The organism is Methanocellales archaeon (genome assembly GCA_028715985.1).
Classification (GTDB): domain Archaea; phylum Halobacteriota; class UBA148; order UBA148; family UBA148; genus UBA148.
The window spans coordinates 109,990-135,310 of sequence record JAQUQR010000003.1; the positions used below are offsets into that span (position 1 = coordinate 109,990).

Sequence of the window (25,321 nt, forward strand, 5' to 3'; positions counted from 1 at the left end):
ACAGCAGAGCGTCTACTGGGGTCCACGAGTTATCGCTCTTGACAACATATGAGGATAAGTATCATGTGAAGAGAACGGACACCATTTCGACAGGAGTGGACGTTAAGGGCATACCGGAGGTAGATATAACAAAAACGGAGACGAGTCCAGAAGAGATCAAGGGTGGGGAATCGTATGCAAAGCTGAAACTGAAAATAGATAATGTTGGAACAGATGATGCGAAGTACCTAAAGCTCTCGTTAAATGTAACGGATCCTTTCGGCTTCTCAAAAGCTTATCATCAAGTGTATGAAACCGGTCTTTTAGGTGCTGGCAGCAGTTCTGAGGCTGTTTTCTATCTAGACGTGGATATCGATGCGAGAGCAGGGGCTTACGATATACCGGTGAAAATAGAATACCAAGATACCCGCGGAGAAAAATATGAGAAGACCGAAAAAATAGAGATCACGATCAAAGAGAAGCCCAACTTTGAAATTGTCAGTGTAAAGACGTCTCCAGATGTTACCACACAAGGATCTACTGTAGAATTGCGCATAGCTATCAGGAACACTGGGAACGAAGAAGCCGAATCTGTAAGCCTGAGGGCAATGGGGGTAGCTGAGCAGCCATTCGACTTCGATGTGAAAAGTGATTTCATAGGAAATCTTAAGCCAGATGAAACTGGGGAAGCAGTACTAAAGCTCAGCGTCAAGGACGACACACCCTTAAAAATTTATCATTTGGATACAGAGATAAGGTGCGTTGGAGACAAGGACATAGGCGACGAGAATGTCTATACTTTTGATAGAACGGTATCGCTGAACGTCTCAAAGACAGGTGGACTTGAAATCCCTGGATTTGAGGCGGTTTTTGCAGTTGCAAGTCTAACAGTAGCTTGTTTCGTGCTGAGAAAACGAAAGTGGGCTTAAGACTGTTTTTATTTATCGCAGGTGAATCATACTATCACTGTAAAACTAAGGATTATTATGAATTCCTTTAGATTCGATTAGGTATGGTATGTTATATATGAATGATAGGGATACTACAGGTCCAGAAGAATTGAAAAGAAGTGAGAAAGAGCAATCTGTATCTATCACTTATATAGGTCATTCTACTGTACTTGTCGAATCGAGGGACTTCAGCTTTATTACAGATCCTATATTCAGTAACAGGATTGCCCGTTTCTTCAGAAGGAGAAAGGCTCCTTTGGCTGCAAGTGTTGAAGACTTGCCACCAATTGATTCAATCCTTATCTCTCATGGACATTACGATCATCTTGATGCGCCCACTCTCAAAAAGTTTGCAAAAGACATTCCCATAGTTGTCTCCAAAAGCTTGAGAAAGACCATTGTAAGACTGGGATTCTCTGACATTAGGTCCTTATCCTGGTGGGAGGGTACCAAAATAGGGAAGACAGAGATCATAGCTGTACCAGCTTTCCATTTTTCTGGTCGGCCTCCTTTGTTGCTAAGGAATGACTACCAAGGGTATATCATCGAAGGCAAGAAGATCGTGTATTTCGCTGGTGACACGGGGCTGAAAAACGATTTTGAGGAAATAGGGAAAAGGTTTGAAATTGATTTGGCCTTCCTGCCAATCGGTGCATATTCACCTAGGTTCTTTAGGAGGCACCATCTCAGTCCGGAAGATGCTCTCAGGGCAATGGCGCTTCTAAAGGCAAAGAAAATGATACCAATACATTGGGGTACATTTGGACTTTCCTTTGAACCAATCAATGAGCCACCGGAAAGACTGGCAAAAATAACAAAAGAATCTAATTTAGAGGAAAGGGTACTAATTCTAAATCCTGGAGAAAGAGCAGAGCTATAAAATATTTTGGAGCAGCAGCGAAAAATGTGCAATTAAGGAGCTTGATTAAAAATGATAATCAAAAAGAACAATACGAACTTAAAATGTCAAAGAGAGCTGTCAGATGTTATGTTTTTGGGCGAATCTTTTCGAAAGACGAAAAATACTATAAGAAATACTATAATAGCATCGGATTTTTAGGTCTTCTAAGCGCCCCTAACATCTGCTTAAGCTGTTTGTCAATATTACAAATGGATCCAATGATCAAAGCTTAACTTTTAATCGTTTAGACTTTAGGAGTCAAAGCTTGACTTTCAGTACAGATCCACAAAGACCACAACCTATTTATATGTTAACACACTATTTGTATGCTAACACATATAAAACTTATAATAGAGGTGTTAACTTGGGCAAAATTACCATATACCTGGGTGATGATGAAGAGCAGAAGCTCCATGCAATTATGGATCGGTTGAAGAAAGGCATAACTTCAGAAATACCAGAGTTGAAGATAGACCTAAGCAAGAGTCAGATCGTCAAAATGGCGATTAATGGATTGCATGAAAGGTTGTTCCCGAAGGAATAGCAGAATAACCTGACAAATGTAGAACTTCTTATGACTTGTTGTGCATAATAAAAATCGTCTATTCCGTGATACTACAGAGACACGGCAAATACGTACTTCTTGAATTAGAAAAAGTTTTACTGTATATCCTTCTCGATTTTACTGGTAGGAGTCACTAATCCACCAGTAATTATCATTTTGAATCCATCCTCTATGCTCATATCTAAGTATACAACCTCTTTTTCAGGAATCATGGCTAAAAATCCAGAGGTGGGATTGGGTGCAGTTGGTATAAATATGTTCAGGGTGTGCTCTGCAGTTTTTTCTTGAATTTCTTCTGCGCTGCCGCCTGCAACAAAACCTATTACGTACGCCCCTTTTCGGGGATACTCCACCAAAACCACTCTTTTAAATTCTTCTTTTTGCATTAGCAAAGCAGAGCTTGCTTGTTTTATGGATGAATGGATCACTCGTATCAGAGGAATTTTACTTAAGGTACTTTCAAAAAGCTCAACCCATTTTTTGCCTATTGCATGACTGACAATTGACCCTACCAGTAAAACTAATAGCAACATGATTAAGAAGCTCAAACCAGTAATAGAGTACCCAAAAATCCTTGTCACGAAAGGTCTTAATAGGCTGTCTAGGAAATCAAACAAAAACCACACTATGTACAACGTTGCCAATAAAGGTACCAAAACAACTAAACCAGCTATAAAGTAATTTCTTAATCTGACGAACATTCTCCATTCCATTCTCTTCTGTACATCCCCGCCTATTAAGGATATCTATCCTATCTTATCCTATCCTATTTCCCTTATTTCATTTTCAATAATTACCAATTCATTTTCTGGATGTACAAATTTAAACTATGTGATGAATCAACGGTAGATTAGAGCAGTCCTAGCCCCTCTATCTGGCGTCTTACTATCTCCACGCCTTTTTCGCAATCGGATAAGGTTTTGCCTCCTGTTACCACCAACTTGCCAGACCCGAATATCAATACGACTATTTTTGGCTCCTCTACTCTGTATACCAAGCCGGGAAATTGCTCCGGCTCATACTCGATGTTCTCCAGGCCCAGCCCGATAGCTATCGCATTCAAGTTAAGCTCTGATCCCAAATCGGCAGATGCGACGATGTTCTGGATTACGAACTCTGGATTTTTTTCAACAGCTATCCCCATAGATCGCAGCTCTTCAGCCACATTATTGATTACCACTTTCACATCATCGACACTTTTAACACCCGTACACACGATCTTACCTGTGCCAAAGATCAGGAAAGCAGCCTTTGGTTGATTTAGGTGATAGACAAGACCTGGAAATTTATTCTTATCATAAACTGCGCTATCAAGCTTTGATTCGATCAATGGCAGGTCAAATTTGTCGGCAAATCTGGCATTTGCAACTACATTCTCCACTTTAATAGTAGACTTTGTCATGTTTCCCTCTATCCTTCTCTTCTATTCTATCCTATCATACCACCCTCCAATAATAAAACCTCTGCTGTAGGACGTAAAGATTTATCTGTTCTAGTGGCGAGTTATGCTCGATGAGCGAAAACGTTCACTGGTCAGATGTGATAGCTGAGGACGTATTGCAAAGGGGGAATAGGCACGTTGTGGCGACTGGCATAACCCCTTCAGGATCCATTCATATAGGAAACATGCGGGAGGTGGCCATTGCTAATGCAGTATGTCGTGCGCTAAGGAATCATGGTGCAGATGCAAGACTGATCTATATTGCAGATACTTATGACCCTCTCCGCAAAGTATATCCCTTTCTCCCAGAAGGCTATGTGGAGCACATCGGCAAGCCACTCTCAGAAATACCAGATCCAGATGGTTGTTGCCCCAGTTATGCGGAGCATTTCCTTCGACCATTTTTGAACTCTCTTGAAAGGTTGGGGATTAAACTAGAGGTATATAGAGCAGATGATATGTACAAAAGCGGTATGTATACAGATACCATAAAAACTGCACTTGAGAACAGAGACAAAATTGCAAAAATACTATCTGGAGTGGCTGGTACATCCATCCCATCAAGTTGGAGTCCATTCAATCCTTTATGCGAACAATGCGGCAGGATTAAAGATGTCCTTGTCAAGGGACATGCGGGAAATAGTGTTGACTACGAGTGTATTTGTGGTCATAGGGGGGTTGCTGACTTTTCAAAAGGCGGAGGAAAGCTCACTTGGCGGGTGGACTGGCCCGCAAGATGGAAAATACTCGACATCACCGTAGAGCCTTTTGGAAAAGATCATGCTGTTGCAGGGGGCTCGTATGATACTGGTGTGCGCATCTCAAAGGACGTCTATGGCCATAAGCCGCCATATCCCATACCATTTGAGCACATATTTCTTAAAGGCAGGGGCAAGATGTCCTCTTCTACGGGAACCCTGGTATCTATCCAAGAGATGCTGGACATTCTTCCACCAGAGGTGTTGATGCACCTCTTCCTTAGGACTAATCCAGAAAAGCACATCGAGTTTGATCCTGGGTTGCCGCTACTAAATCTGATAGATGAATACGATCGAATACATGGGTGGCAAATTTCCTTTAGGCATATGGTCACGATCGTGCAAACCGCGCAGGACTTCGATCAGATTCTGGAGGTACTCCGTCGCAGTGGCTATGGGGTCAGCGATCTCGATGCTATAAGGCAGCGCTCTATTAATGCCAAAAATTGGCTAAGTAAATTTGCACCACCCTCTGTTAAATTCAAAGTGCAGGAAACGCTACCCGTTGGAGTAAAAAAACTGTCTCAGAAACAGAGATTTGCTTTGGGGATTCTTGCAGACGAAATTGGAAGCAAAAAAACTGCGGAGGAATTGCATAATGAAATCTATGAGGTAGCAGAAGAAGCCGGCATAGATTCCAGCGATTTATTCAAAGCGATCTATGTTGCAATACTGGGAAAATCATCTGGTCCTAGGGCTGGCTGGTTCCTTCTCTCTCTCGATGGTAATTTTATTAAGGAGCGCCTCAGGGATGCATCCAAAATGTAAACTATTGGTTGATATACAATTAAAAGAATAGCTTTATAATTGTTGCATAAAGATATGAATGCGTAGGTCAAAGGTTGCAAGATGAATCTAGATAATAAAATCAAGGAAAGACTCAAAGGCTATCTAGAGCGGGATGAGAAGGGCATAAGAAAGGCTGTTCTATGTTTGTTCTTGAAAGATCATTCCTATACGACAGAGGACGTACATACTTATTTGGTGGAAAATGGATTTGATGTAAGCTATAGAGGCATATCTGCGATGGTGGGCTTGATGAACACCAAGCTGGGCATTCTCTCTATTGATGTAACAGGTGAGCATAACGTGTATTCCCTGAAAGATGGGCATAGGGATATCGTCAAATCTGTTTTGGATAATTACTAACTAGTGGCAGGTCTCATGCTCCAAAAAATTGCAAACACGCTATATACAGGATATGAATATCTCCTTACCCAAGAAATACTCGGAAATCCAGTTCCATCGCATATTGCAATCATTCAGGATGGAAACCGAAGATATGCTGCCAAGCTGGACAAGCCAAGTTACTATGGGCACTTCTATGGTGCAAACACGACTGAGAAGGTGATGGATTGGTGTCTAGAGCTCGGTATCAGACAGCTAACCATTTATGCTCTCTCCACAGAGAATTTCAGCAGACCTTACTCGGAGCTTAGACATCTCTTTGAACTCTTCAAGAAAAAATTCGATGAAATATGTGTTGACGAGCGCGTTCATCGCGATAAAATGCAAATCCGTGTGATAGGTAACGTCGATCTGTTACCTCAGGATTTGAGGTTGGCTGCTCAGAGGGCAGAACGAATTACTCAGCAATATGAAAATTTTCGTTTAAACGTCGCGTTGGCCTATGGTGGCAGATGGGAACTTTTGGATGTGGTGAAGGCGATTACAAAAAATGTAGAGAGTGGTGTGCTAAAAGCCAAAGACATAAACCAGGATACGATATCGGATTATCTGTATTCCAATGGTTCGCCGACGAATGTTGATTTGATCATTAGAACCGGGGGAGAAAAAAGACTGTCAAACTTCCTTCCTTGGCAGGCAAGCGGTAACGAATGTGCGGCATATTTCTGTGCCCCTTATTGGCCTGAGTTTCGTAAGATAGATTTCTTGCGAGCGATTCGCACTTACCAGATGAGGGATAAAGAAAAAAGGAGTAACACCTTAATGAGAGCAATTTCTTTGCTTAGGGAATGTGTCAAGATCGAGATGGAGGAAGCTCTCGAGTCATCCGCACTTAAGATCAGAAGAGATATGGCAAGGCGGCTGAAAGGCCCAAGATCAGAGTAGAGTAACTATTCGCCAAACCTTCTTTGTCTTTTCTGATAGTCTCGCACAGCTCGTAGCAAATCTATTTTTCTGAAATCGAGCCAGTTCACATCTGTAAAATAGAGCTCCGAGTACACCGCTTGCCATATCAAGAAGTTCGTGAGTCGCTCTCCTCCTGTCCTGATTATCAGGTCCGGCTCTGATTTAAAAATCAGGTGTGATTCAACCATCTTTTCATCTACATCCTCAGGTTTCACCTCTCCTTTCTCGACATTTTGCATAATCTGCTTAATAGCAGTGGAGAGCTCATATTTCCCTCCAAAACCGATTGAAATATCTAGCGTTAGATCACGCCCATCTTTGCTTACTTCTATCTTCTCAGATTCTGTGTAGATCGTTACATCTGCCTGAGCACATGACCTCATTTCAACCAAGAGCTTTGAATAAATGCTCTTGCTGACATCTTCCTTATCGGTCACGCTGATATAAACTGTAATCCGGGATATTTTAATCTCGGAACACCAAAAGACAAATTCCTTTAGCTTATTGAATGCCTTGTTAGTTTGCAAATCATCTTCTGCAATGACGAGGATGATATGTTTTGGCAGATCTTCCTTTTCTATCTGACTGATAATCCTTCTTTCATATAGGGCTGAAATGATCTCTTTCATCTTGGTTAACTTTAACAATACTATAAGTACTAAGGGATAAAGTATTTCGGTATGTATCACTGAAGATAGTGGGGGGCAGATTTGGAACCTTCTCTGGAATTATCGCAAAAACATAAGGTGTTGCGCATCTTGTTTGGCTGTGTTGCCCTGTTGCTTCCATTTCTGGTAATATGGCAACTAATGCTCATCGTTTTAGCTGTTACAATCATATTTGCGTTCATCGCGCCAAAAAATAGAATTTCAACACACATCTGTTTCGCTGTTTTGATTCTTGTAATCCTTTCTTGGTTGTTAAATTTTCCGATATACCTTCTGGGGGCATCCGTTGCCATCTTCACATTCAGCGGAGTAACAAGAGATCTCATAACCCAAAGAAAAACGGTCCAAGGTAGTGTGGCATTCCTTTTATTGGGAGTTATTTTTGCTTTTTGCATCGGTAGCTGGGTTATCGCACTTACGGATGTCACCCTCTCATCGCCGTATCAGTTCATGTTCTTCTTGGCGGTGATAGGTGCGATCACGGGGGCTATGTTGGACTCTATTCCGCACTCGAATGAAAATCTAACCGTATCACTTGGGTCTGCCATGGCAATGTGGTTATTTGCAGGTTTTGGATATTGGGTCTCCCCTGGTTATCTTATGCTAGTGTTAGCGCTCATGTTGGAAATCGGTTACATCTCCTATAGGGTGAACGTTGCAGACATAACTGGTGCATTGAGTGGAGTTCTTTGGGGCGTTTTAATCATAATCTTCGAGGATATGGGATGGTTTGCTGTCCTGTTTGGCTTTTTTGTGCTTGGTGGCGCGTTCACTAGATATAAGTACGAGTATAAACAATCGCTTGGAATTGCCGAGGCAGAGGGGGGAGCACGCGGATATCGGAACGTGTTTGGAAATGGGCTTGTCGCTTTGATCTTGGCTGTTGCAGGAGGCGTTTTTGGTGATCCTATCTTCCTGGTAGGCTATCTGGGAGCGATTGCTACAGCGACAGGAGATACGCTCGCTAGTGAGATCGGTGAAACCTCTGAATATCAGCCTGTGTCGATAATTACTTTCAAAAGGGTGCGTACTGGAACAAATGGTGCCATATCCGTTTTAGGTGAAATATCTGCAATAGCTGGCTCAGCTGCGATAGGAATACTTGCGATATTTCTGGGTATGGCGGGGCTTCAGGTGGCGTCTATCACGATTCTGGGCGGTTTCATTGGCACCAATGTGGATAGCTTGCTCGGCGCTACCTTGGAGAACAGAGGGTACTTGACAAACAGCTCAGTTAACCTATTTGCAACGGCGGCAGGAGCTTTGGTTTCTGCTGGTTTGTATTATGTTTTGGTTTGAGGTTATTATAACGTCCTATGCTCTTTTCACACTATACCTTAGAAAAGATATCCTATTTTTCAACATAGTTCGAGGACAAGGGGCATTGGCGACGCCTGAAGCCAGCCGACATTTTACTAAAAATATATAACATCATCGAACAACCACTTCTTTTTATGAAGCATAATAACATTGTAGAAAAAGTTTGTGATTGGTTTAGAGATACCCTTCCTAATTGCGAAATCGAAAAAGAAGTTTCATATAAAATAAACATGCCCAGGTTAAACAAATAATTCTTTCGTGCATCTTAAAGAAAGTGGAAGAAGGTTAAATAAACTCTTGGAACTCCCCTCAAAACATGGGCTCATTCGATCTTGAACCTTAGCAATGCCGCGATACCGCCGAGGGATCGTAACCTCTGTCCCGGCTCGAAATCCGTGCTAAAAACTACAATTTGACCTCTAGCAGACTCCACATTCCTTAGAAATTGGTCAATATCCTCCTTTTCTCGTGCCTCTCTTAGAGTCTCATCCGCTACCAAGAGAGTCTCTATCGCACCATAGTTAAAAGCCCTCTGAACCTCATCCATGCCATAGGCTGCTTTTCCACCCACCACGATCTCTCCCAGCAGAGACTCTATGAGTTTTGCCTCTTTTGTGATGTGTGCCTCTTTCACCATTCTGTCAACTGCGCCTCTCCTTAGAACTTCTTGAAAGCCAGAAGTGCCAACAGAAGATACGCTCTCCAGCACGGCTTTTTCTGCAATCTCGGGCTTTTTCTGTTTGAGTGAGGCGAAAAAATCCTCCTTGGTGAAACCTGGTCCAGCGATGATCACTTGGGCGTCTTTTGCAATTAACTCCAGTTGATTAGCGACCTCTTCGAAAAAAATCTCTCTTGAGCCTTCCATTTTTTGGGATGAGCCTTTGGTCTCCGAGGCTAAATCCACCCCATATTGTCGAACTATGCCTATGGATGCCTCTCCCTCTTCTATGGCAACTATCACAACTTTTGGATGAGTGGAGGCTCGGACGGCTTCATTGATTCTCTTTAGCTGGTCATATCTCCAGTGCTTGATGATCGAAATCTTCGTATTTGGCTCTACGTTGATCGTATGATACGAGCCAAGGTCTATACCGTACTCAATGATGCCCCTTACTCTCAGACGGTTAGAGAATTTATGAAATTCTATATCAATGACAGATATCCCCAACCGCACGGATTTTTTCTCCACTTTTTCTGGTCGGATTTTATCCCTAACGACTTCAACTCGCCTTTTAGTTAATGCGAATATCATGTCTCCAGGCTCTATGACGTATTTCAGATGCCAGAGATCATCCAAGGATTCTGGAATGATGGAGATTTCACCCTCTTGTCCCTTCAAGCGATGTTTGACAATCCTCATCTATCCGTAGCTCGGTCATGATAACAGATAATGGTATCGATTTCTAGTACCACATTTATCTTAATTTTCAGATATCCCTAAGCAGGGTTAGGATCTTACTTCCTTGAAGAATAAAACGAACAGACCAGTGCTCACAAGGGATAAAACACATCCATAGTAAAACGTTGCTGTTGATCCCACAAAATCCCATAGTAATCCGGCGATTAAAGAGGAAGGTAGGGCAGCTATGCCGATGGATGCATGAAAAGTCCCTAATGCGGTTCCCCTTAACTCTTCTTCGACAAAATCTGCTGTAAAGGCTCGCTGGTTTCCGTCAACTAACGCATATACTAGGCCATAAAGTCCAAAGAGGGCAATGAGGGAAGGCAACGAGGAAAATAGAGCAAACCCCAAGCAAGTAAATCCAAATAATGAATAGCCTAGCGTAAGAACATTTTTTCTCCCGACCTTATCGGAGAGTGCACCGCTTGGAATAGAAAATGTCGTGTAGACGATGTTAAACCATACGTACAACAGAATGGGCAGAGCTATAGCCATTCTTGTCTGGAAAAATTGCTGTGCCCTTAATATGAAAAACATGTACGAGAAGTTGCCGAGTGCAAATACTGTGGCTACAATTATAAACAAGCGGAACGATCCAGGCAATGCTTTTAAACTGAACTTCATAGATCCTATGCTAACTTTACTTTTTCTTTCCGTCACAAATGGGAGCGGTAAGAGGGATAAGAATGCTATGGCAGCAGCTATTAGGAATATCGTCCTAAATTTCAAATTGAAAGACCAAAATAGAATAAAAGCAAGCATCGAGCCGATAATTGCACCACCTGTGTCCATTGCCCTGTGAATGCCGAATGCCTTGCCCCTCATGTTTATGGCTGAATCTGCAATTATTGCATCTCTTGGTGCTGTCCTCAGCCCCTTGCCAGCTCTCTCTAAAGACCTAAATAAAAAGACGTGTTGCCAGGTGATGGAGAGCGCAAGAAGCATTTTGGATATGGCAGACGTCGCATAGCCGGAAAAGACGAATGGCTTTCTTTTTCCAAATCTATCTGACCAGTAACCAGCAAATACCGTTAGTACGCTCGATATGCTATCCCCCAAGCCACCAATAAGACCGATCACCAGCCCGGTACCACCAAGGGCAATTATGAACATCGGCAGGAGGGGCATTATCATTTCACTGCTTGCATCTACTAGAAAGCTGACTATGCCCAATAGTATGATGTTGATGCTGATTCCTTCAAAGAACTTTTTCATACCCCTCCATTTTTAAGTTTGCATGGACACTATTTTTCCTAAAGTACATTAATCTTGAGTGAGATATGGAGATATACCCAGACTTTTTGCACAATCATATAATAAATAAATGAATATGTCACTAAGTGCCGACCATACTCTTTAATGGAAATTATCAATCAGGGTTTTGCCATTTTTTATTTCTTGGATATTTTTAACGTGATATTTTTAACTTACTCTGCCTAAGAAATCTTGACCTTTGACTTTCCTGGAGGGAGGAATTTCAAGATGCAATTGGGGGCTGCTATAGATTTAATTAAAAATTTATCTTTTTCATCTGCCTTTTGGAAAAATATCTTTGATATCTCCTTCGCAACTTGATTTTGGTCCAGATCGCCTGGCTCTATTTCTACGAGGTACTTTGAACTCTTCTTTATTGCACTGGGGGGGCCTCCCATCAGCCTTGTCTCCTCATTTATCTCGACTCCGATCGCTATCCCGACTGGTGCTTTCATATAGTTTCTTTTCCCCCTGATCATAAAACTCCCTTTTGGCAGATACTCCCCAGGTGGAGGAGTCTTTGAAACCTGTTCTGGACGCACCCAATAACAATCCCCGAAATAGTGTCCAGCCACCCAGACGCTGGAATAAGAGACGGCAAATTGAGCTGCCTCTTCAAGTGTCGAACTATGAACCCCCCTTCCATCCGCCTTTATGATGACGACGGGTGCACCATGCGCTTGCGTATGGAAGAATACATCACCGGCTTCCATGTGCTTTTTGACGATCTCCTCGTTCGTGCTTGCATCTCGTCCGCCGATGACAAGAAAACCTTCTGAAGACGTGAAATGTCTGAATCGGTCATACCAGTGTTCTCTCTGGCGAATTCTTCGCTGAGGTGCATTCTTCGGCTCAATTTCACGTGATCTTGCCTGCTCAATGTCCTTTTTTGTTTTCTCTAACGCTCTTTCAGCACCTTCAAGCTTTTTTCTGATTTTTTTAGCTCGTTGATAATATCCTTGGGCGTTTTGGGGGATGCTCATTTGAATGTCAAGTGCGACAAGCGCCCCATCCAGCTCGATCGTCAGCATGCCAACTGCCTCATCGATTCCCCCCTCAATTGTGGACTTAATCTCTTTCCAAGAGGAGCCTTTTCTCCTAGCATCCTGAATGGCTTTAAAAATGCGCTCTATGTCCTGATATCGGGCATAGATTGTCTCGGCCTTCTTTATGCACTCCTTCTCTTCATTCTTGAATTCTTCGATCGCAAGCTCTTGCTGATGTGACGTTCGCTCTAACAGGACCAATTTTTCATCCTTGATCGACCCTGCACTTTTTATCGCCTTTCGAGAGAAAAACTCATCCAGTGCTTCATTAAAAGAGTCAAAGTATACCTTCTCATGATCTGCATATTGATACAACTCAAATGGGAGCGCATCGACTTCTTCTCCGTTGGCGAAGACTATGTGGGGTCTTAATTTACCAGATGAAATCGGCTCGAATAATTCGCGCAGTGCATTGTGAATTATCTGCAACTGATCTCCTGACAGATCTCTGGCTGGCGTATTTTTGTCCACTCCCGCACGGAGACAGACCTCCTCTGCATAGAGACCACCCATATTCAGCTCAGATGAAAGGGTCCTGACCAGATCCTTATCGGACCCTTCAAACAAAGCTTTCAGCTCGCTTTCCGTTATCTCTATCGGGCTCTTCTGGGACGGCGGAAAAGCATATTGCTCACCACGCCGAATTTCCCTACTGCGCAAACTCCGCGTCGTCAGGGGCAGTATGATTTTCCGATCTTCGCTCAGCAGTATTATGTTTCCTTTGGGAAGCAATTCTGCTATGAGTATTCTCTTCGAGTCACCCCGTTGGACATGTATTTCGATGACTCGGTCGAAATCATATTGCTCTATAGATGTAATTCGCCCCCCGCTCAAGTGCTTTCGAAGCAACATCGAATAACTTGGCGCGATCTTCATGCTAGGGCGAGGATATTTGGTCAGGAATATCAACATGCCAGCTTTTATCAATAAGTCCTGGCGCTCCCTAGCGACGTACATCTTTAGCCGAATCTCATCTTCGTGTTGATAGACCTTGTCCAATTTTGCGCCGACCAACATTTGTAGCTCTGCCACAGCGACTGCTACGTCCACGCTAGTCATTTTGTCTTTCATGGCACCTCATTTATTTATGAACATACTATTTTCGCCCCAATTATGGGCACATTATATATACGTAAGCGTAACGTAAAAGTTAACATAAGTCTTAGCAACATAGGATGGAGGCCCAGCGTGACCAAAGCAGATTTTCCAAAAATACCAGATAAGACCGAAGCAGAGAGGAAGAAAGAGCGTATCGAGGGCATTAAGAAAACCGCCATATCAGGCATCTTCGGAATTTTTGCCGGTATCATATCATTTTATTTGGCCGGAGAAGGACAAGTCAGAGCAGGATTTGGAATTACCATCTTGGCTTTTGCGATATTAATCCAAAAATACATCTACCCATTGATTAACGTTACGGGGGAGCTTAAGGCAAACGATTGGTTCTATATAGGATTTATGACCTTGTCATTTTGGTTCGTAAGCTGGACCCTCCTGCTAAACTGATTCTTGGGATACTCATGAGAATTGCGATTATAGATAAAGATCGATGTCAACCTCGAAAATGCACCCATGAATGTCTGAGATTTTGCCCTAGGGTGCGGACGGGAGATGAGACGGTGACCATGGGTGACGATGGAAAACCCGTGATCTCTGAAGAACTATGCGTGGGATGTGGCATATGTGTCAAGAAGTGTCCATTTGGCTCAATCTCAATCATCCGATTGCAAGAGGAACTTAGGGAGAGGGAAACGCATAGATACGGGGCAAATGGTTTCGCTCTATACGGACTGCCCATACCCCAAGAGGGTAGTGTCATTGGCATATTAGGTCAAAATGGTATCGGAAAAACAACTGCTATACGGATACTAGCTGGGGATCTAAAACCAAATTTAGGGGGTGAGGACGTTCCATGGGATGATATCATCTCTCACTACAAAGGATCGGTGTTACAAGAATATATGCGAAGGATTTCCAGAAACGAGGTTCTAGTTTCACAAAAACCACAGCGCATCGATCTTATTGCAAACAAGGACGATTATGTCCGTGAGTTGCTACCAGACGGTCGAGGGATAGATGCTCTGACGGCTCGGCTGGACATCGATCATATACTAGACAGGAGAATTGGTGATGTCAGCGGAGGAGAACTGCAGAGGATTGCCATAGCGAGGTGCATAAGCAAGGACGCTGATTTCTACTTCTTTGATGAGATTACGCCTTACTTGGACATACACCAGCGTATCAAAGCCGCCAATCTAATTCGAGAGTTTTCCAAGGAGTGCACAGTAGTAATTGTTGAACATGATTTGGCTATTTTGGATCTGCTGGCTGATGCAGTGCACATCGTATATGGAACCCCAGGAGCATACGGTGTCATCACACATCCGAAAGGAGTCAGGGTGGGCATCAATGAGTACCTGCGAGGATTTTTACCGGAGGAAAATGTCAGGATTCGTGCTGAGGAGGTTAAATTCGAAGTCCATGCACCAAGGGTACAAAAGGAGGCTTTTATCCTTGCAAAATTTGATGGGTTCAGGAAGCAATACCCCAATTTCACATTAGACGTAGAGGGAGGGGACATTCGAAGGGGTGAGGTCATGGGCATTGTGGGCCCAAATGCCACTGGTAAGACCACATTCTCTAAAATACTTGCGGGATTGATCAAGCCAGATGTTGGCAACATAGATCTGGACCTGAAGATATCCTATAAGCCACAATACCTCAAGGGAGATCAAAAGATAAGGGTCGATCAATTCCTTCGCTCTATAACGGATCGATTTGACTCCAGTTACTACAAAACCGAAATCAGCAGACCGCTTCAACTTGAGCGTTTATTAGACCAGAACTTAGCAGATCTAAGCGGTGGAGAGCTGCAGAGGGTGGCAATAGCGGCTTGTCTGAGCAGGAGTGCAGACCTTTATATTCTGGATGAGCCAAGTGCGCACTTGGATATAGAACAAAGGGCTTTGGCGACCAGCATGATACGTCGATTTGCGGAAAACAATGATGTAGGTGTTCTGGTCGTGGATCACGATATTTATATGATCGATCTGCTCAGCGATGGATTGATGGTTTTTGAAGGTGAGCCCGGAGTACATGGACATGCCCTTGGTCCCTTTGAAATGCGTGAGGGTATGAACTGCTTCCTAAAGAAGGTGGATATCACCTTTAGGCGAGATGAAGAGAGCAAGAGACCGAGGGTAAATAAAATTGGATCAAAGCTGGACAGGGAGCAAAAAGCAAAGGGCGAGTATTATTACCAGGAGATATGACACAAATTGGTGGACTTTGCATCTAACGTGCATTTTGACCCTAACGTCTTGATCTCGATAGTTTCTGAAATTGAGAAGTTTATGGTATCTTTGGACAGCTGGTTTCTTATCGTAATTCGGATATAGCGACAAACAAAAAAATTTTTGAATATATTTTCCCAAGGTTTTCTTTTAGTTTAGATTAGGTCTTTCAAAATTCGAGGTCATATGTCTATTAAGTTAAGTTAGTCGATTCACTGACATTGATTTTACAGTCGTCACATAGCCCTTCGTTGCCGTAGTATTCAAATATATCAATCCACTTCATGCAACACTCACAATACATTACTTGAAAACCTCCTATTTTTTGCTAACCTTCGTTGCATCTTGGATATATATTTAACCACAATTGAGAATGAAGGCATTCGGATGGTCGATAGACTTGCGATCAAGTTATTTAGGGCTGATAAGGAAAGAATTACTGATTTTCTGTAAAATTAAAAATATATAATAAATACATAAATCCATGACATAGTAAATACATGAAATTACTTGCATCCCACAGTTTTTTTTTAAAAAAAATTGATAAACTGTTAAGCAATTGCTTTTAATCAAAATTAATTGTTCATTAGCAATCCTGAAAATCAATAAAAAAATAGAAATTCATAAAGCCGCGCTTTGCAGCAAATTTGAAACTCAACGGAATAGCGGTCAACTTATAATCTTCATGAAAATTAAAAGGCTGTTATCGGCAAGATTAAACCCATCTATTGCATTCAATCTTATCGTCAACAACATGGCCTGCAATTGAAGTCACCTCAAATTTATCACCTGTATACCTGACTCCTGCACCCCACTTAAAACGTGGGCCTGTGCCATCTCGAACAAAATGAATGGTTGTGTACTCAATGGCATTACTAACGTGTGTTATTTTTCCATCTTTGTTAAAAACAAAGTTTACTTTGTAAATCCAACATTTATCAGTTGTTGAGCTTCCCTCAGGCATTCCAAATAAGTAAAAGTTGGGTTCCGCAGAGCTGGGTTTCGCAGCCGGGAATAATTGAATGGTTTGGAAGTCTTTTAGACCATATTTCTTTTTATCAAGATGGCCGACATCTGAAAATTTATTTTTTTTATTTTGAATATCACCATCTAAACAGTAAAAATCTAGCCCTTCCTTGGCTCGAACAGCCAACACCCACTGCTCGCCGTTTTTTGTAAGAGCAACAGCAGATGCGATATTTCCATCTCCCTGTCGTTCAATGAGCAGATGGTTCAACTCAAATACCGAAGATTCATTGCCAATATCAAAGAATCGTATATTTGATCGATCGCCATGAGTTGTTGCTTGACCGTATATATATTGCTCATTGCCGATAGCGAGAATATTTTCAGCAACCTGAATTCCACCAGGGTGCGTCATTGTCGTTTCAATAGGCCAATAATCTTTACCGGCATTACATTTACATCCTTTCCCATTCTTAATTAAATAAAAATAACTTGGGTTATTCTTGACACTGCCTGTTATGACATAATTTTGACTACCATCACACTGAAAAACCCCTTGTTGATGGGCGATCAAATCAGCAGCTTCACCTGAGCCATGCGCGCGCTTAATATCCGTCAACTTAAATTTACTCCCTTTCGTGTAGGCCCCACTGTCTTTATCATACTTGTGTTTTAATGAGTCAATGGCACCAATGATTTCTTTAAAAAACCTCTTTCGGCCCGATTCGGTCATTCAAAATTATAAATAGATAAAGCAAGAACTGTTTGCATAAAGGTCGTTTTAATGCATTTTGTTAATCATTAGCTACAGGACTAAGTTTTCTTTTTTTGTTAATCAAATAACATAATTGAGTAATAATTGAATTAGAAACCCAATCACACATAATTATATTTAGGTCTTTATCTACCCAGTCATTAACTACCCATGATTCAACGTTTGGCGTGACTTGATTTCCCAATTCTTCCAGACTCTTAGGAAGTCCTCCGCTTATGGCATTCAAGTACATATTGTTATTAGGAGTTACTACTCCTTGTAAAACAAACAATTTATCTGTGCCAGGCATTTCATTAGAAACAATATCTTTCAGCTTAGTTTTTAACGCGTCAGTACTTGATGCCTTGGGCCATATATTTGACATAAAATCGTTTGCTGACCAAATGGCTGTTTCATTATTGTAAATTGTTTCATAGGCATCTTTAAAAATTGTTCCGTCTTCTGGAGATAATGTTTTTTCAACTTTATGGTCTTTATCAAAGAGGATAAGTACCTGGCTACCATTATCCCAGAGCCGTTGAAGTGTAAGATTTTCAATTTTTTCTCCAAAAGTAGATCTTTCAATAATTTTTGAACCAAGTTTGGACTTTATCTGCGTGATCAAGTCATTGTAAAAATCAGTGGCATCTTCTTGCTTATGATAAAAATGCTGAAAATTCAGAATGATTATTTCTTTGGGGTTGCTGCTAATAAATTGTTTAATATCGTCTAAAATTGAGGACGGAGGAGTGACGCCGACCGAATGGCAAACAATCGGACTTCCAACTACATTGTTAATACTCAGATCTTTAATCACTAATCCAGAGTAGTAACCATCACTTATTCTAATATCAAAATACCTTCTACCGGAGTTAAGCTGAGACAAAATTGAGTTGCTTTGAGCCTTTGCCCATTGGCTTGCAATCCCCACATTACTGGCAAAAACTAATATCTGATTATCTGCATCTAAGCATAGATAGGAAGATGGAGTAATTTCATACGTTCCGCTATCATGAGATCCCGGGATGACGATTTTCCTTAAATTTGTACTTCCTTGTAAGTTGGACATCCAGTTTTTAGGGTCAAATCCATAATCGTTTAATCGTGTATGAAACGTAACAGTTTGATCATGACCTGTTGGATTCGAAGGATCTAGATAATAACTCGAAAACCAATCGGGAATTGACCCCATCTCATACGAACTCGATGTGTGACCAAATGGATGATCCCAATAAAAAACCAAATCAACAGAAATCTCAGATGTTAAATTCAATCTATAGGTAACAGATCCTTTGGGGCCTATTTTGGCTCCCGTCTTATTTCCAACTTTAAAAGTTTTTGTTTCTCCCACACCAATATTAGATGGTGGGTCTTCGTTAAATTTACCGTGCTCTATATTATGGGATACATAACTCAGAGCGTATCCTGTTTCGTTAGCGATGTTTATCGTAGCATTTCTTCCCATGATCTATAGCTCCTAAATTGATTCAACAGTAAATGTTATACTTTGATTATGACCTGTTGGGTGGTTCGGAGACAAAGTTGATTTAATTTTACCTTCCGGCTCGGAATAACAGGTATAGGTACTAGTTGATGCTGAGAAGGGATGATCCCATGTAATAACAATTCTAAGATTATTACCCATTGAATAAGAGATAGAACCTTTTGGGCCTATTTTGGCTCCCGTACGATTTCCAACCTCAAAAACTCCCATTTTATCTTTTGGTATTTCAGAGGGAGGGTTTTGGTTGAACTTACCATGTTCTATGTTTGTCTTTAAGTCATCCCAATCATAGCCTGAAAGATTTTCCATTGTAATAGTTGCATTTCGTCCCATAAATATTACCCATATAGTCTCAGTTTTATTCTAGTAGCCGACATTGCTTTTTATATTTATCCTACTATTTCGCAAATGGATATAAATAACCGTCGGATAATTACTAGCATATACCTGTGATTATTTCATCTATATTGAAATTATCCGTAAAGGCGCCATAAGCCACCTATGTCTCTAATTCGATAACCCACGCGGTAACCATCCTTCTTTGCCGGTAAATGTCTCAGGTACATACTCATCATGGGTAGCAGTGGTATCGTAAATAGTGCCTCGAAAATTAGGTCTGATTTTGTTTGAATCCATTTTTCACCATAATTTTATATGTTGTTATTCACTACTCCTCATATATGAGAGATACTACGTTGACCCTTGTGGGGGTTGCCATAGGAATATTTCTGGGTGTTGGGGCAGTTACGTTTCTCCTAGACTTACTGGCTGGTTCTGTGGAGCTTATATCGATGCTCAGTTCTGGGGCAGGATTGGTGCTATTGATCGCAATAGCGGCATTTTTAATCATTAAAATTCGAGTGATAAATAGTTTGATCAGTGGAGCGATCATCGGCATCGTGCTGAACATACTGGCTAAGGCGATCCTAGGAGAAGACATTGCAACCCTGATAATTTCCCAGTTTGGGCTCTGATATGCAACTGAATATCATCGTTCCAGTTTCGTTGCATGAGCCACTTTATGTTATAAAAAAGTCCTTAGAGTCTTTGTCAAGGTTGGATCGAGACTCTATAGAGGTATGCATAACCTATGTCATCGACTCCCTTGGTGATGACCACCGCGTTAGATACTTACAAGATCAGTCTGTCGATGTGATCGCCAGAAAGCCTAGGGGGAGAAAGGCGGGTGCGATCAACGATGTCTTGGACATCATCACGGCGGATTACATTGCATTTTTCGATGTCGATAGTCGTCCAGACAAAAATTTTCTGGTTGAGTGCGTCAGGGCACTAGAAAAAGAATGTGCTGTCATTGCTAGCGCTCCTAGATATGTTACTAATCCAGATGCCAGCATAATATCAAGGGTCGTATCAGCCGAATATATTCTAATAGCAGACCTATATCGACTTCTTGATCGAATGGATGGATTTATGCAGTTTAATGGATTGATCGGCGTTCTCGATGCAAGAATCTTCGATAGGATAAGATTGGATGAAACTGCGATCTGCGAGGATGCTGATCTTATGCAGCAAATCTATCTGGAGGGCAATATAGCAGTTCTTGCTAATACGCGTGTAGGCGAGCAAGCTCCCATGACTTTAATGAACCTCTTTAACCAGAGGGTCAGGTGGATATCTGGAGCCTGTGAAGGGCTGAAATATTTTAGTGGATTCTACAGAGCAAAAATTCCATGGAGCAGGAAAATCACATGGTTTTCTGCGATGACTATCTCATTTTTCACGTTCATAGCCAGTCCACTCGTGCCGTCTTATAGCATGCGATTGTGGCGTTCTTCTAATGGCATAGGGGATTTCACCCTCAAATTAATGGGGCTTGTCGTAGATGCATGGATGATATGGCTATGTGCTCTGGTGGCTTTATCCAAGAAATTGCTTCGCAGACAGATCGAATGGAAAGAAACGGTCAGATATACGGTTTGAAAATGGGCAGTCTGAAAAGATGGTTTTCAATAGCGATTGACATTACTATGTGCCCAACTCCCTTGCTTACGACATTCATTGTGAACGGTTAACTCTCTCATGCTTAATGTAAATTCTAAGTGATGCGTTGTATTTATAAGAAAGACACGTCGATATGAGGGCATCAAGCCTTTGACATCTCAACTCTAAACATAAGCATCCAATCTTGAATTCTCATCGGATATAGTTAGTTAGGGTTATATGTTTTTACCATCTTTTGCGAAACAAGCCATCTTGACAGTTATAACTCCTTCATCAATTCTTGGGATGTTCATAATGTAATGGTTTGGATGGCCATTATTCGTATCCAGTATATCATATATCACCACATATCGCATGAATCTCGTATTCGGTGTGGTCTTTAGTTTAAGCTTACCAAAAGACCTGCAATTTGTTTATGAAAGGAGAAAACCTAAGCTAATGCGCTAACTATTGCGTCTCCGAACATCTTGGCGCTCTGTGGGCCATCAGCTGTGATCAGGTTACCATCAGTGACCACTGACTCGGAAACGTATTGGGCTCCACCGCTCTCGATTTGAGAGATTCCAGAGGGAAATACGGTGACCCTTTTCCCCTCCAACACCCCTGCTTTTGCTAATACGATCGGTCCGAGGCAAATTGCCGCCAATATCTTTTTTTGCTCATTTGCCTCTCTGAGGATCTGGAGGACCTTATCATATTGGCTCAGCACAGGAGTGCCTGCACCACCCACTACAACCACTGCATCAAACTCCTCTGCATTAAGCTCGTCGATGATAAGATCTGGTTTGACCATGGCGCCGAACATGCCAATGCATGTTTCGCTAGTAACGCTCGTGACTACTACTTCAAATCCAACCTTTTTGAGGATATCTTTCGGCTCCAATAACTCTTCATCCCTAAAATTTTTTGGAGATATGATCATTAGTATCCTTCGCATCGTTCTCACCGATAAAATAAATAATGAGAACAGCATGCCTTAAAATTTTGTGGAACAGATTAATGGGGCATATTAATATATATACTTGGGATGGACTCTTAAGCAACGTATGGATGACCTAGTTACTGTTAACGTCAAAGGCGTTTATATGGTGAACACTCCAGCGGGACCCACGCCATTGGTTCTGTTATGTGATGGAGACAGGGCGCTTCCAATATATGTTGGAATAGCTGAGGCAATCTCTATAGGATCCATTTTGAACCATGAAATCACGCCCAGGCCTATGACTCACGATCTAGTCATTTCGCTTTTGGAGTGTTTGGATGTTCAAATCAAATGGGTATTAATTGATAACCTAGATGACGGCGTCTATTATGCTCGGCTGATAATCCAGAAGGATGGTCTACAAAGAGAGTTGGATGCTAGGCCAAGCGATTGCATTGCACTGGCATTAAGGGCGAATGCAGAGGTTTTGGTAAGAAAGAGCGTAATCACAAAAGCCGCATTAGATAAAAACGAGATAGAAGATATCATATATCTAGACTAGAATCTAGACTAAATCTATGATCCTTCAAAAGATGTTCCTTCATTTATCACATCCTCTTTGACATCTCCCCCTGGTCTTATGACGACCTCTGGCCATATCCGAACATCTGAATGAATGGTAACTCTGTCTGGAATTATGACTCTGGGACCTATGATGACACCGCTTTCCAATATACAATCCTCGCCTATGACGGTATTTTTGTCTATTATCGCGCCAGAGGCGAATGACCTTTTTCCAATTTGAACTCCATCATATATGTATGAGGATGCGATCTTTGAACTATCTCCAATTAAGCAGTTCCTTCCGATGGAGGTATACGAACCAACTGAGACATTATCCCCGATCTTTGTGTTCTCTCCTATTACCACATGGTCTGCTATAGAGGAGTTATATCCAAGTGTGATTCTATTTTCAAATACCATCGGACCTTTTAGCCTTGCATTTTTGCTGTATAGGTGCCCATCAATTTCCGTCGACAAATTATCCAGTTTCCATCTTGTTGCAACCCTGTACTCGATTGGATCTCCAATGTCTGTCCAGTATCCTTTTACCAACCAACCATATATGGGTTCGTTTTCCTGTAGTAAACTTGGAAAAAGATCATTTGCAAAATCGTATCGTCTCCTAGGAATCCATTCCAGTAATTCTGGATTGCACACATAGATTCCAGTATTCGCTATGTTGCTAAAAGTTTGCTCTGGTGCTGGTTTTTCGATAAATCTTTTAATCTTGTTGTCCACGCTCATATCCGCAATGCCGTACTTTTGCGGGTCCTCTACTGGGAGAAGGCCTATTGTAACCATTCCATCATGCTCTTCATGGAATCGATACATCTCTCTAAGACTGAAATCGAGAATATGATCCCCGCCTACAACCAAGAATGGTGCATCCTTCAAATAAGTTTCAGCATTCTTAACGCTGCCTGCTGTTCCAAGTCTCTCCTTTTCGTATACGTAATTTACTCTAACGCCGAAAGTCGATCCATCTTTGATGTATTCTTCAATTTTATTTCCGAGATACCCTAAGGTCAAAACTATATCATCGAAGCCATTAGTGGATAAATGCTCTATCAAATATCCTATCGATGGTTTATTCAAAATCGGGATGCACGGCTTTGGTCTTTCGAATGTGAGGGGTCTCATCCTGGTTCCCATACCTCCGCACATGATGCATGCCTTCATTCAAATACCTCAGTTATAATTTCCCATATAACTTATAACCCTTTCACCTTATGCGATCTCAAAAAATCGTTGACGTTTTCCAGCGTGCTGTAAGTGGACCAACCAATGCCTTCGATGCTTAGGGCAGCTGTGGCATTCGCAAATATTGCGCACTCGATGAGCTCCTTCCCACTTAGATATGCAATCACAAATCCGGCATCAAAAGCATCTCCCGCTCCTGTAGTATCAACGGTATTAACGTCAAATGCTGCTAACCTCTTTGCCTTTTTTCCATCTGAGACCATGCTCCCCATCTCTCCCATTTTCAAGGCTATGACCTTTATGCCCAGTTTGAGGAGCTTTTCTATAATTTGATGTGGCTCCCTCTTACCTGTTATTCTTCTGGCTTCATCGAGGTTTGAAAAAAAGATATCCATGTTTGGCAGTATATCTTTGAGTTGCCTTAGTTTTTCCGGACCCCATCCAAATGGATCCCAACCGGGATCAATCGATTTCAAACCATCTACCGAGCTGATGATCTTTCCGTAATCGTGTTGAAGTGCTTCAAGTAAGAAAAATGAGGGTAAATGCACTAAATCGACTTTAAGCTTCTTGCAATCCACATCGCTCACCGAAAAGGTGGCGTTTGTGCCCCTGTGTGTTATGAAGCTGCGCTCTGAACCTTGAACTATTGCCACCGTAGAACCAGTTTTTTCGTTTGAATCTGACAGCGATACGTTGGAGACATCAACTCTGTTTTCCTCTAATGTTGCACGTATATGCCTTCCAAACAAATCGTCACCCAACTTCCCGAAGAGTTTGACCTCAGCCCCTAGTTTGGTGCATGCAAAGGCGAAGTTCGCTGCACATCCTCCACAGTGAATTTCAAAATCATTCGTGATAACTTGTTTTCCTTTCTTGGGGAGGCATTTTACAGAAGCGATCAAATCTACGTTTACATCCCCGATTGCTGCAATCTTCATCATCTAGCCCCAGGGCACGACCTTCAGGATTTTTATATCGCCCGGTTCGACGCACTCATCTAGTGGCATTACCTGTTGATCTCTATACACGATAGCAGTCTCTGGGTTAATCCCCAGATCGATAAGCAGGCTTTCATAGTCCCCACCCTCTGGGACTTCTGTATATATCTCCTCTCCAGCAACGATGGTTACTTTTATTTTTATCATCATCGCCCCCTAATAAGTAAAGAAGATAACTATTTAAGTTTTTGAGCGCTCTTATGCTTGAAGCCGGGGTGGCAGAGCGGACAAATGCGGCAGGCTCGAGTGTTTGACGACTCTAGCATGGCATCGTTTCACATGGACACCTGTTGCTCCTTTGGGAGCACTTGGGTTCAAATCCCAACCCCGGCGTGTATTGGACGAGTAAAATAGAATCCTCTTTAGCTTGGTGACTCATAACAGATGGTTTCTTCTCTAGGGATTCCTCATAATTAAAAATTCTCATGGTATGGAGACATCAAAAGGTATAAATGAATGTGAAGCGGAAGAGTTAGCCAATATAGTGATATATACAGGAAATGAAAAAGTTAATAGTCGATAGAGCATTAGAATTTCAAGTGCCGGGGTGGGGTAGTTGGCTATCCTTTGGGACTGTGGCAAACCTTTTCGCTTAGCGCAAAGCGCAGCGCAAAGCGCTTTTGCAGAGATCCCAGGACCCGGGTTCAAATCTCGGCCCCGGCCTATCTAGTACAGGACTTGATATGATCGTTCAATTTAGTGGTCGACGTCCTATTCTGGATGTGGGAGTTCACAAAAGAAGGTTTGGTGGATATACATCCTTATAAAAAAAGTTTC

General features: G+C 41.9%; 25 protein-coding genes and 2 tRNA genes. 14 read left to right on the top strand and 13 right to left on the bottom strand.

What is annotated here, in order from left to right; translation table 11 throughout:
- From PHI74_04440 to PHI74_04450, 3 genes are all read left to right on the top strand, one after another.
- Positions 1-908: PGF-CTERM sorting domain-containing protein (locus tag PHI74_04440; protein MDD5485259.1), on the top strand; the 908-nt coding region annotated here is incomplete at its 5' end.
- A gap of 97 nt (positions 909-1,005) precedes the next feature.
- Positions 1,006-1,809 (top strand): MBL fold metallo-hydrolase, encoded by an 804-nt coding sequence (locus PHI74_04445; GenBank protein MDD5485260.1) that lies wholly within the window; start codon positions 1,006-1,008, stop codon positions 1,807-1,809.
- A 385-nt stretch (positions 1,810-2,194) separates the two neighbouring features.
- Entirely contained in the window at positions 2,195-2,374 is a 180-nt protein-coding gene (locus PHI74_04450) for a hypothetical protein (protein ID MDD5485261.1), read from the top strand.
- 116 nt (positions 2,375-2,490) lie between these two features.
- Here the strand turns inward: PHI74_04450 and PHI74_04455 are convergent, their stop codons facing one another.
- Positions 2,491-3,108: a DUF502 domain-containing protein gene (locus tag PHI74_04455; protein ID MDD5485262.1), complete on the bottom strand. Its 618-nt coding sequence runs from the start codon at positions 3,106-3,108 to the stop codon at positions 2,491-2,493.
- Positions 3,109-3,245: 137 nt separating this feature from the next.
- Entirely contained in the window at positions 3,246-3,797 is a 552-nt protein-coding gene (locus PHI74_04460) for a TATA-box-binding protein (protein ID MDD5485263.1), read from the bottom strand.
- Between the two features lie 110 nt (positions 3,798-3,907).
- Here PHI74_04460 and lysS point away from each other — a divergent pair, with 110 nt between their 5' ends.
- From lysS to uppS (PHI74_04475), 3 genes are all read left to right on the top strand, one after another.
- Positions 3,908-5,362 carry a lysine--tRNA ligase gene (gene lysS / locus PHI74_04465; GenBank protein ID MDD5485264.1) on the top strand — a complete coding sequence of 485 codons (1,455 nt, stop codon included), beginning with the start codon at positions 3,908-3,910 and terminating at the stop codon, positions 5,360-5,362.
- Between the two features lie 81 nt (positions 5,363-5,443).
- A complete protein-coding gene (locus PHI74_04470; GenBank protein ID MDD5485265.1) occupies positions 5,444-5,743 on the top strand; it encodes a DUF2551 domain-containing protein in 300 nt (99 codons plus the stop codon).
- A 3-nt stretch (positions 5,744-5,746) separates the two neighbouring features.
- A complete protein-coding gene (gene uppS, locus PHI74_04475; GenBank protein MDD5485266.1) occupies positions 5,747-6,667 on the top strand; it encodes a polyprenyl diphosphate synthase in 921 nt (306 codons plus the stop codon).
- A 5-nt stretch (positions 6,668-6,672) separates the two neighbouring features.
- Here uppS (PHI74_04475) and uppS (PHI74_04480) read toward each other — a convergent pair whose 3' ends face one another.
- Entirely contained in the window at positions 6,673-7,317 is a 645-nt protein-coding gene (gene uppS, locus PHI74_04480; GenBank protein ID MDD5485267.1) for a polyprenyl diphosphate synthase, read from the bottom strand.
- Between the two features lie 81 nt (positions 7,318-7,398).
- Here uppS (PHI74_04480) and PHI74_04485 point away from each other — a divergent pair, with 81 nt between their 5' ends.
- Positions 7,399-8,655, top strand: a complete 1,257-nt coding sequence (locus PHI74_04485; GenBank protein ID MDD5485268.1) for a TIGR00297 family protein — start codon at positions 7,399-7,401, stop codon at positions 8,653-8,655.
- 343 nt (positions 8,656-8,998) lie between these two features.
- Here the strand turns inward: PHI74_04485 and PHI74_04490 are convergent, their stop codons facing one another.
- From PHI74_04490 to rqcH, 3 genes are all read right to left on the bottom strand, one after another.
- Positions 8,999-10,036, bottom strand: coding sequence for an mRNA surveillance protein pelota (locus PHI74_04490; protein ID MDD5485269.1), 1,038 nt, complete (start codon positions 10,034-10,036; stop codon positions 8,999-9,001).
- Between the two features lie 87 nt (positions 10,037-10,123).
- The gene (locus PHI74_04495) at positions 10,124-11,293 is read right to left on the bottom strand and encodes an MFS transporter (protein MDD5485270.1); all 1,170 of its coding nucleotides are present in this window, start codon (positions 11,291-11,293) and stop codon (positions 10,124-10,126) included.
- Positions 11,294-11,514: 221 nt separating this feature from the next.
- Entirely contained in the window at positions 11,515-13,449 is a 1,935-nt protein-coding gene (gene rqcH, locus PHI74_04500) for a ribosome rescue protein RqcH (protein ID MDD5485271.1), read from the bottom strand.
- A gap of 117 nt (positions 13,450-13,566) precedes the next feature.
- On the opposite strand from rqcH, the gene PHI74_04505 reads away from it, so the two are divergent.
- Positions 13,567-13,884: a hypothetical protein gene (locus tag PHI74_04505; GenBank protein ID MDD5485272.1), complete on the top strand. Its 318-nt coding sequence runs from the start codon at positions 13,567-13,569 to the stop codon at positions 13,882-13,884.
- 14 nt (positions 13,885-13,898) lie between these two features.
- Positions 13,899-15,650, top strand: coding sequence for a ribosome biogenesis/translation initiation ATPase RLI (locus PHI74_04510; protein ID MDD5485273.1), 1,752 nt, complete (start codon positions 13,899-13,901; stop codon positions 15,648-15,650).
- A gap of 736 nt (positions 15,651-16,386) precedes the next feature.
- Here the strand turns inward: PHI74_04510 and PHI74_04515 are convergent.
- The 3 genes from PHI74_04515 to PHI74_04525 form a co-directional block, all read right to left on the bottom strand.
- Complete coding sequence (locus PHI74_04515) at positions 16,387-17,370, bottom strand: hypothetical protein (protein MDD5485274.1); 984 nt, start codon at positions 17,368-17,370, stop codon at positions 16,387-16,389.
- 61 nt (positions 17,371-17,431) lie between these two features.
- Positions 17,432-18,856, bottom strand: a complete 1,425-nt coding sequence (locus PHI74_04520) for a phosphatidylinositol-specific phospholipase C domain-containing protein (GenBank protein MDD5485275.1) — start codon at positions 18,854-18,856, stop codon at positions 17,432-17,434.
- A gap of 12 nt (positions 18,857-18,868) precedes the next feature.
- A complete protein-coding gene (locus PHI74_04525) occupies positions 18,869-19,228 on the bottom strand; it encodes a hypothetical protein (GenBank protein MDD5485276.1) in 360 nt (119 codons plus the stop codon).
- A gap of 347 nt (positions 19,229-19,575) precedes the next feature.
- Here PHI74_04525 and PHI74_04530 point away from each other — a divergent pair, with 347 nt between their 5' ends.
- Together PHI74_04530 and PHI74_04535 are read left to right on the top strand one after the other, a co-directional pair.
- Entirely contained in the window at positions 19,576-19,869 is a 294-nt protein-coding gene (locus tag PHI74_04530) for a hypothetical protein (protein ID MDD5485277.1), read from the top strand.
- A gap of 1 nt (position 19,870) precedes the next feature.
- Entirely contained in the window at positions 19,871-20,836 is a 966-nt protein-coding gene (locus tag PHI74_04535) for a glycosyltransferase family 2 protein (GenBank protein MDD5485278.1), read from the top strand.
- Positions 20,837-21,287: 451 nt separating this feature from the next.
- Here the strand turns inward: PHI74_04535 and PHI74_04540 are convergent, their stop codons facing one another.
- Complete coding sequence (locus PHI74_04540) at positions 21,288-21,794, bottom strand: DJ-1/PfpI family protein (GenBank protein ID MDD5485279.1); 507 nt, start codon at positions 21,792-21,794, stop codon at positions 21,288-21,290.
- Between the two features lie 109 nt (positions 21,795-21,903).
- On the opposite strand from PHI74_04540, the gene PHI74_04545 reads away from it, so the two are divergent.
- Positions 21,904-22,341: a bifunctional nuclease family protein gene (locus PHI74_04545; GenBank protein ID MDD5485280.1), complete on the top strand. Its 438-nt coding sequence runs from the start codon at positions 21,904-21,906 to the stop codon at positions 22,339-22,341.
- 14 nt (positions 22,342-22,355) lie between these two features.
- Here PHI74_04545 and PHI74_04550 read toward each other — a convergent pair whose 3' ends face one another.
- From PHI74_04550 to PHI74_04560, 3 genes are read right to left on the bottom strand one after another with little or no spacing between them, the layout of a single operon-like run.
- A complete protein-coding gene (locus PHI74_04550; GenBank protein MDD5485281.1) occupies positions 22,356-23,522 on the bottom strand; it encodes an NDP-sugar synthase in 1,167 nt (388 codons plus the stop codon).
- A 32-nt stretch (positions 23,523-23,554) separates the two neighbouring features.
- Positions 23,555-24,484 (bottom strand): carbohydrate kinase family protein, encoded by a 930-nt coding sequence (locus PHI74_04555; protein MDD5485282.1) that lies wholly within the window; start codon positions 24,482-24,484, stop codon positions 23,555-23,557.
- A 3-nt stretch (positions 24,485-24,487) separates the two neighbouring features.
- Positions 24,488-24,694, bottom strand: coding sequence for a hypothetical protein (locus PHI74_04560; GenBank protein MDD5485283.1), 207 nt, complete (start codon positions 24,692-24,694; stop codon positions 24,488-24,490).
- Between the two features lie 59 nt (positions 24,695-24,753).
- On the opposite strand from PHI74_04560, the gene PHI74_04565 reads away from it, so the two are divergent.
- Together PHI74_04565 and PHI74_04570 are read left to right on the top strand one after the other, a co-directional pair.
- Positions 24,754-24,877, top strand: a tRNA-Ser gene (locus PHI74_04565).
- A gap of 208 nt (positions 24,878-25,085) precedes the next feature.
- Positions 25,086-25,207, top strand: a tRNA-His gene (locus tag PHI74_04570).
- The last annotated feature ends 114 nt before the right edge of the window (positions 25,208-25,321 follow it).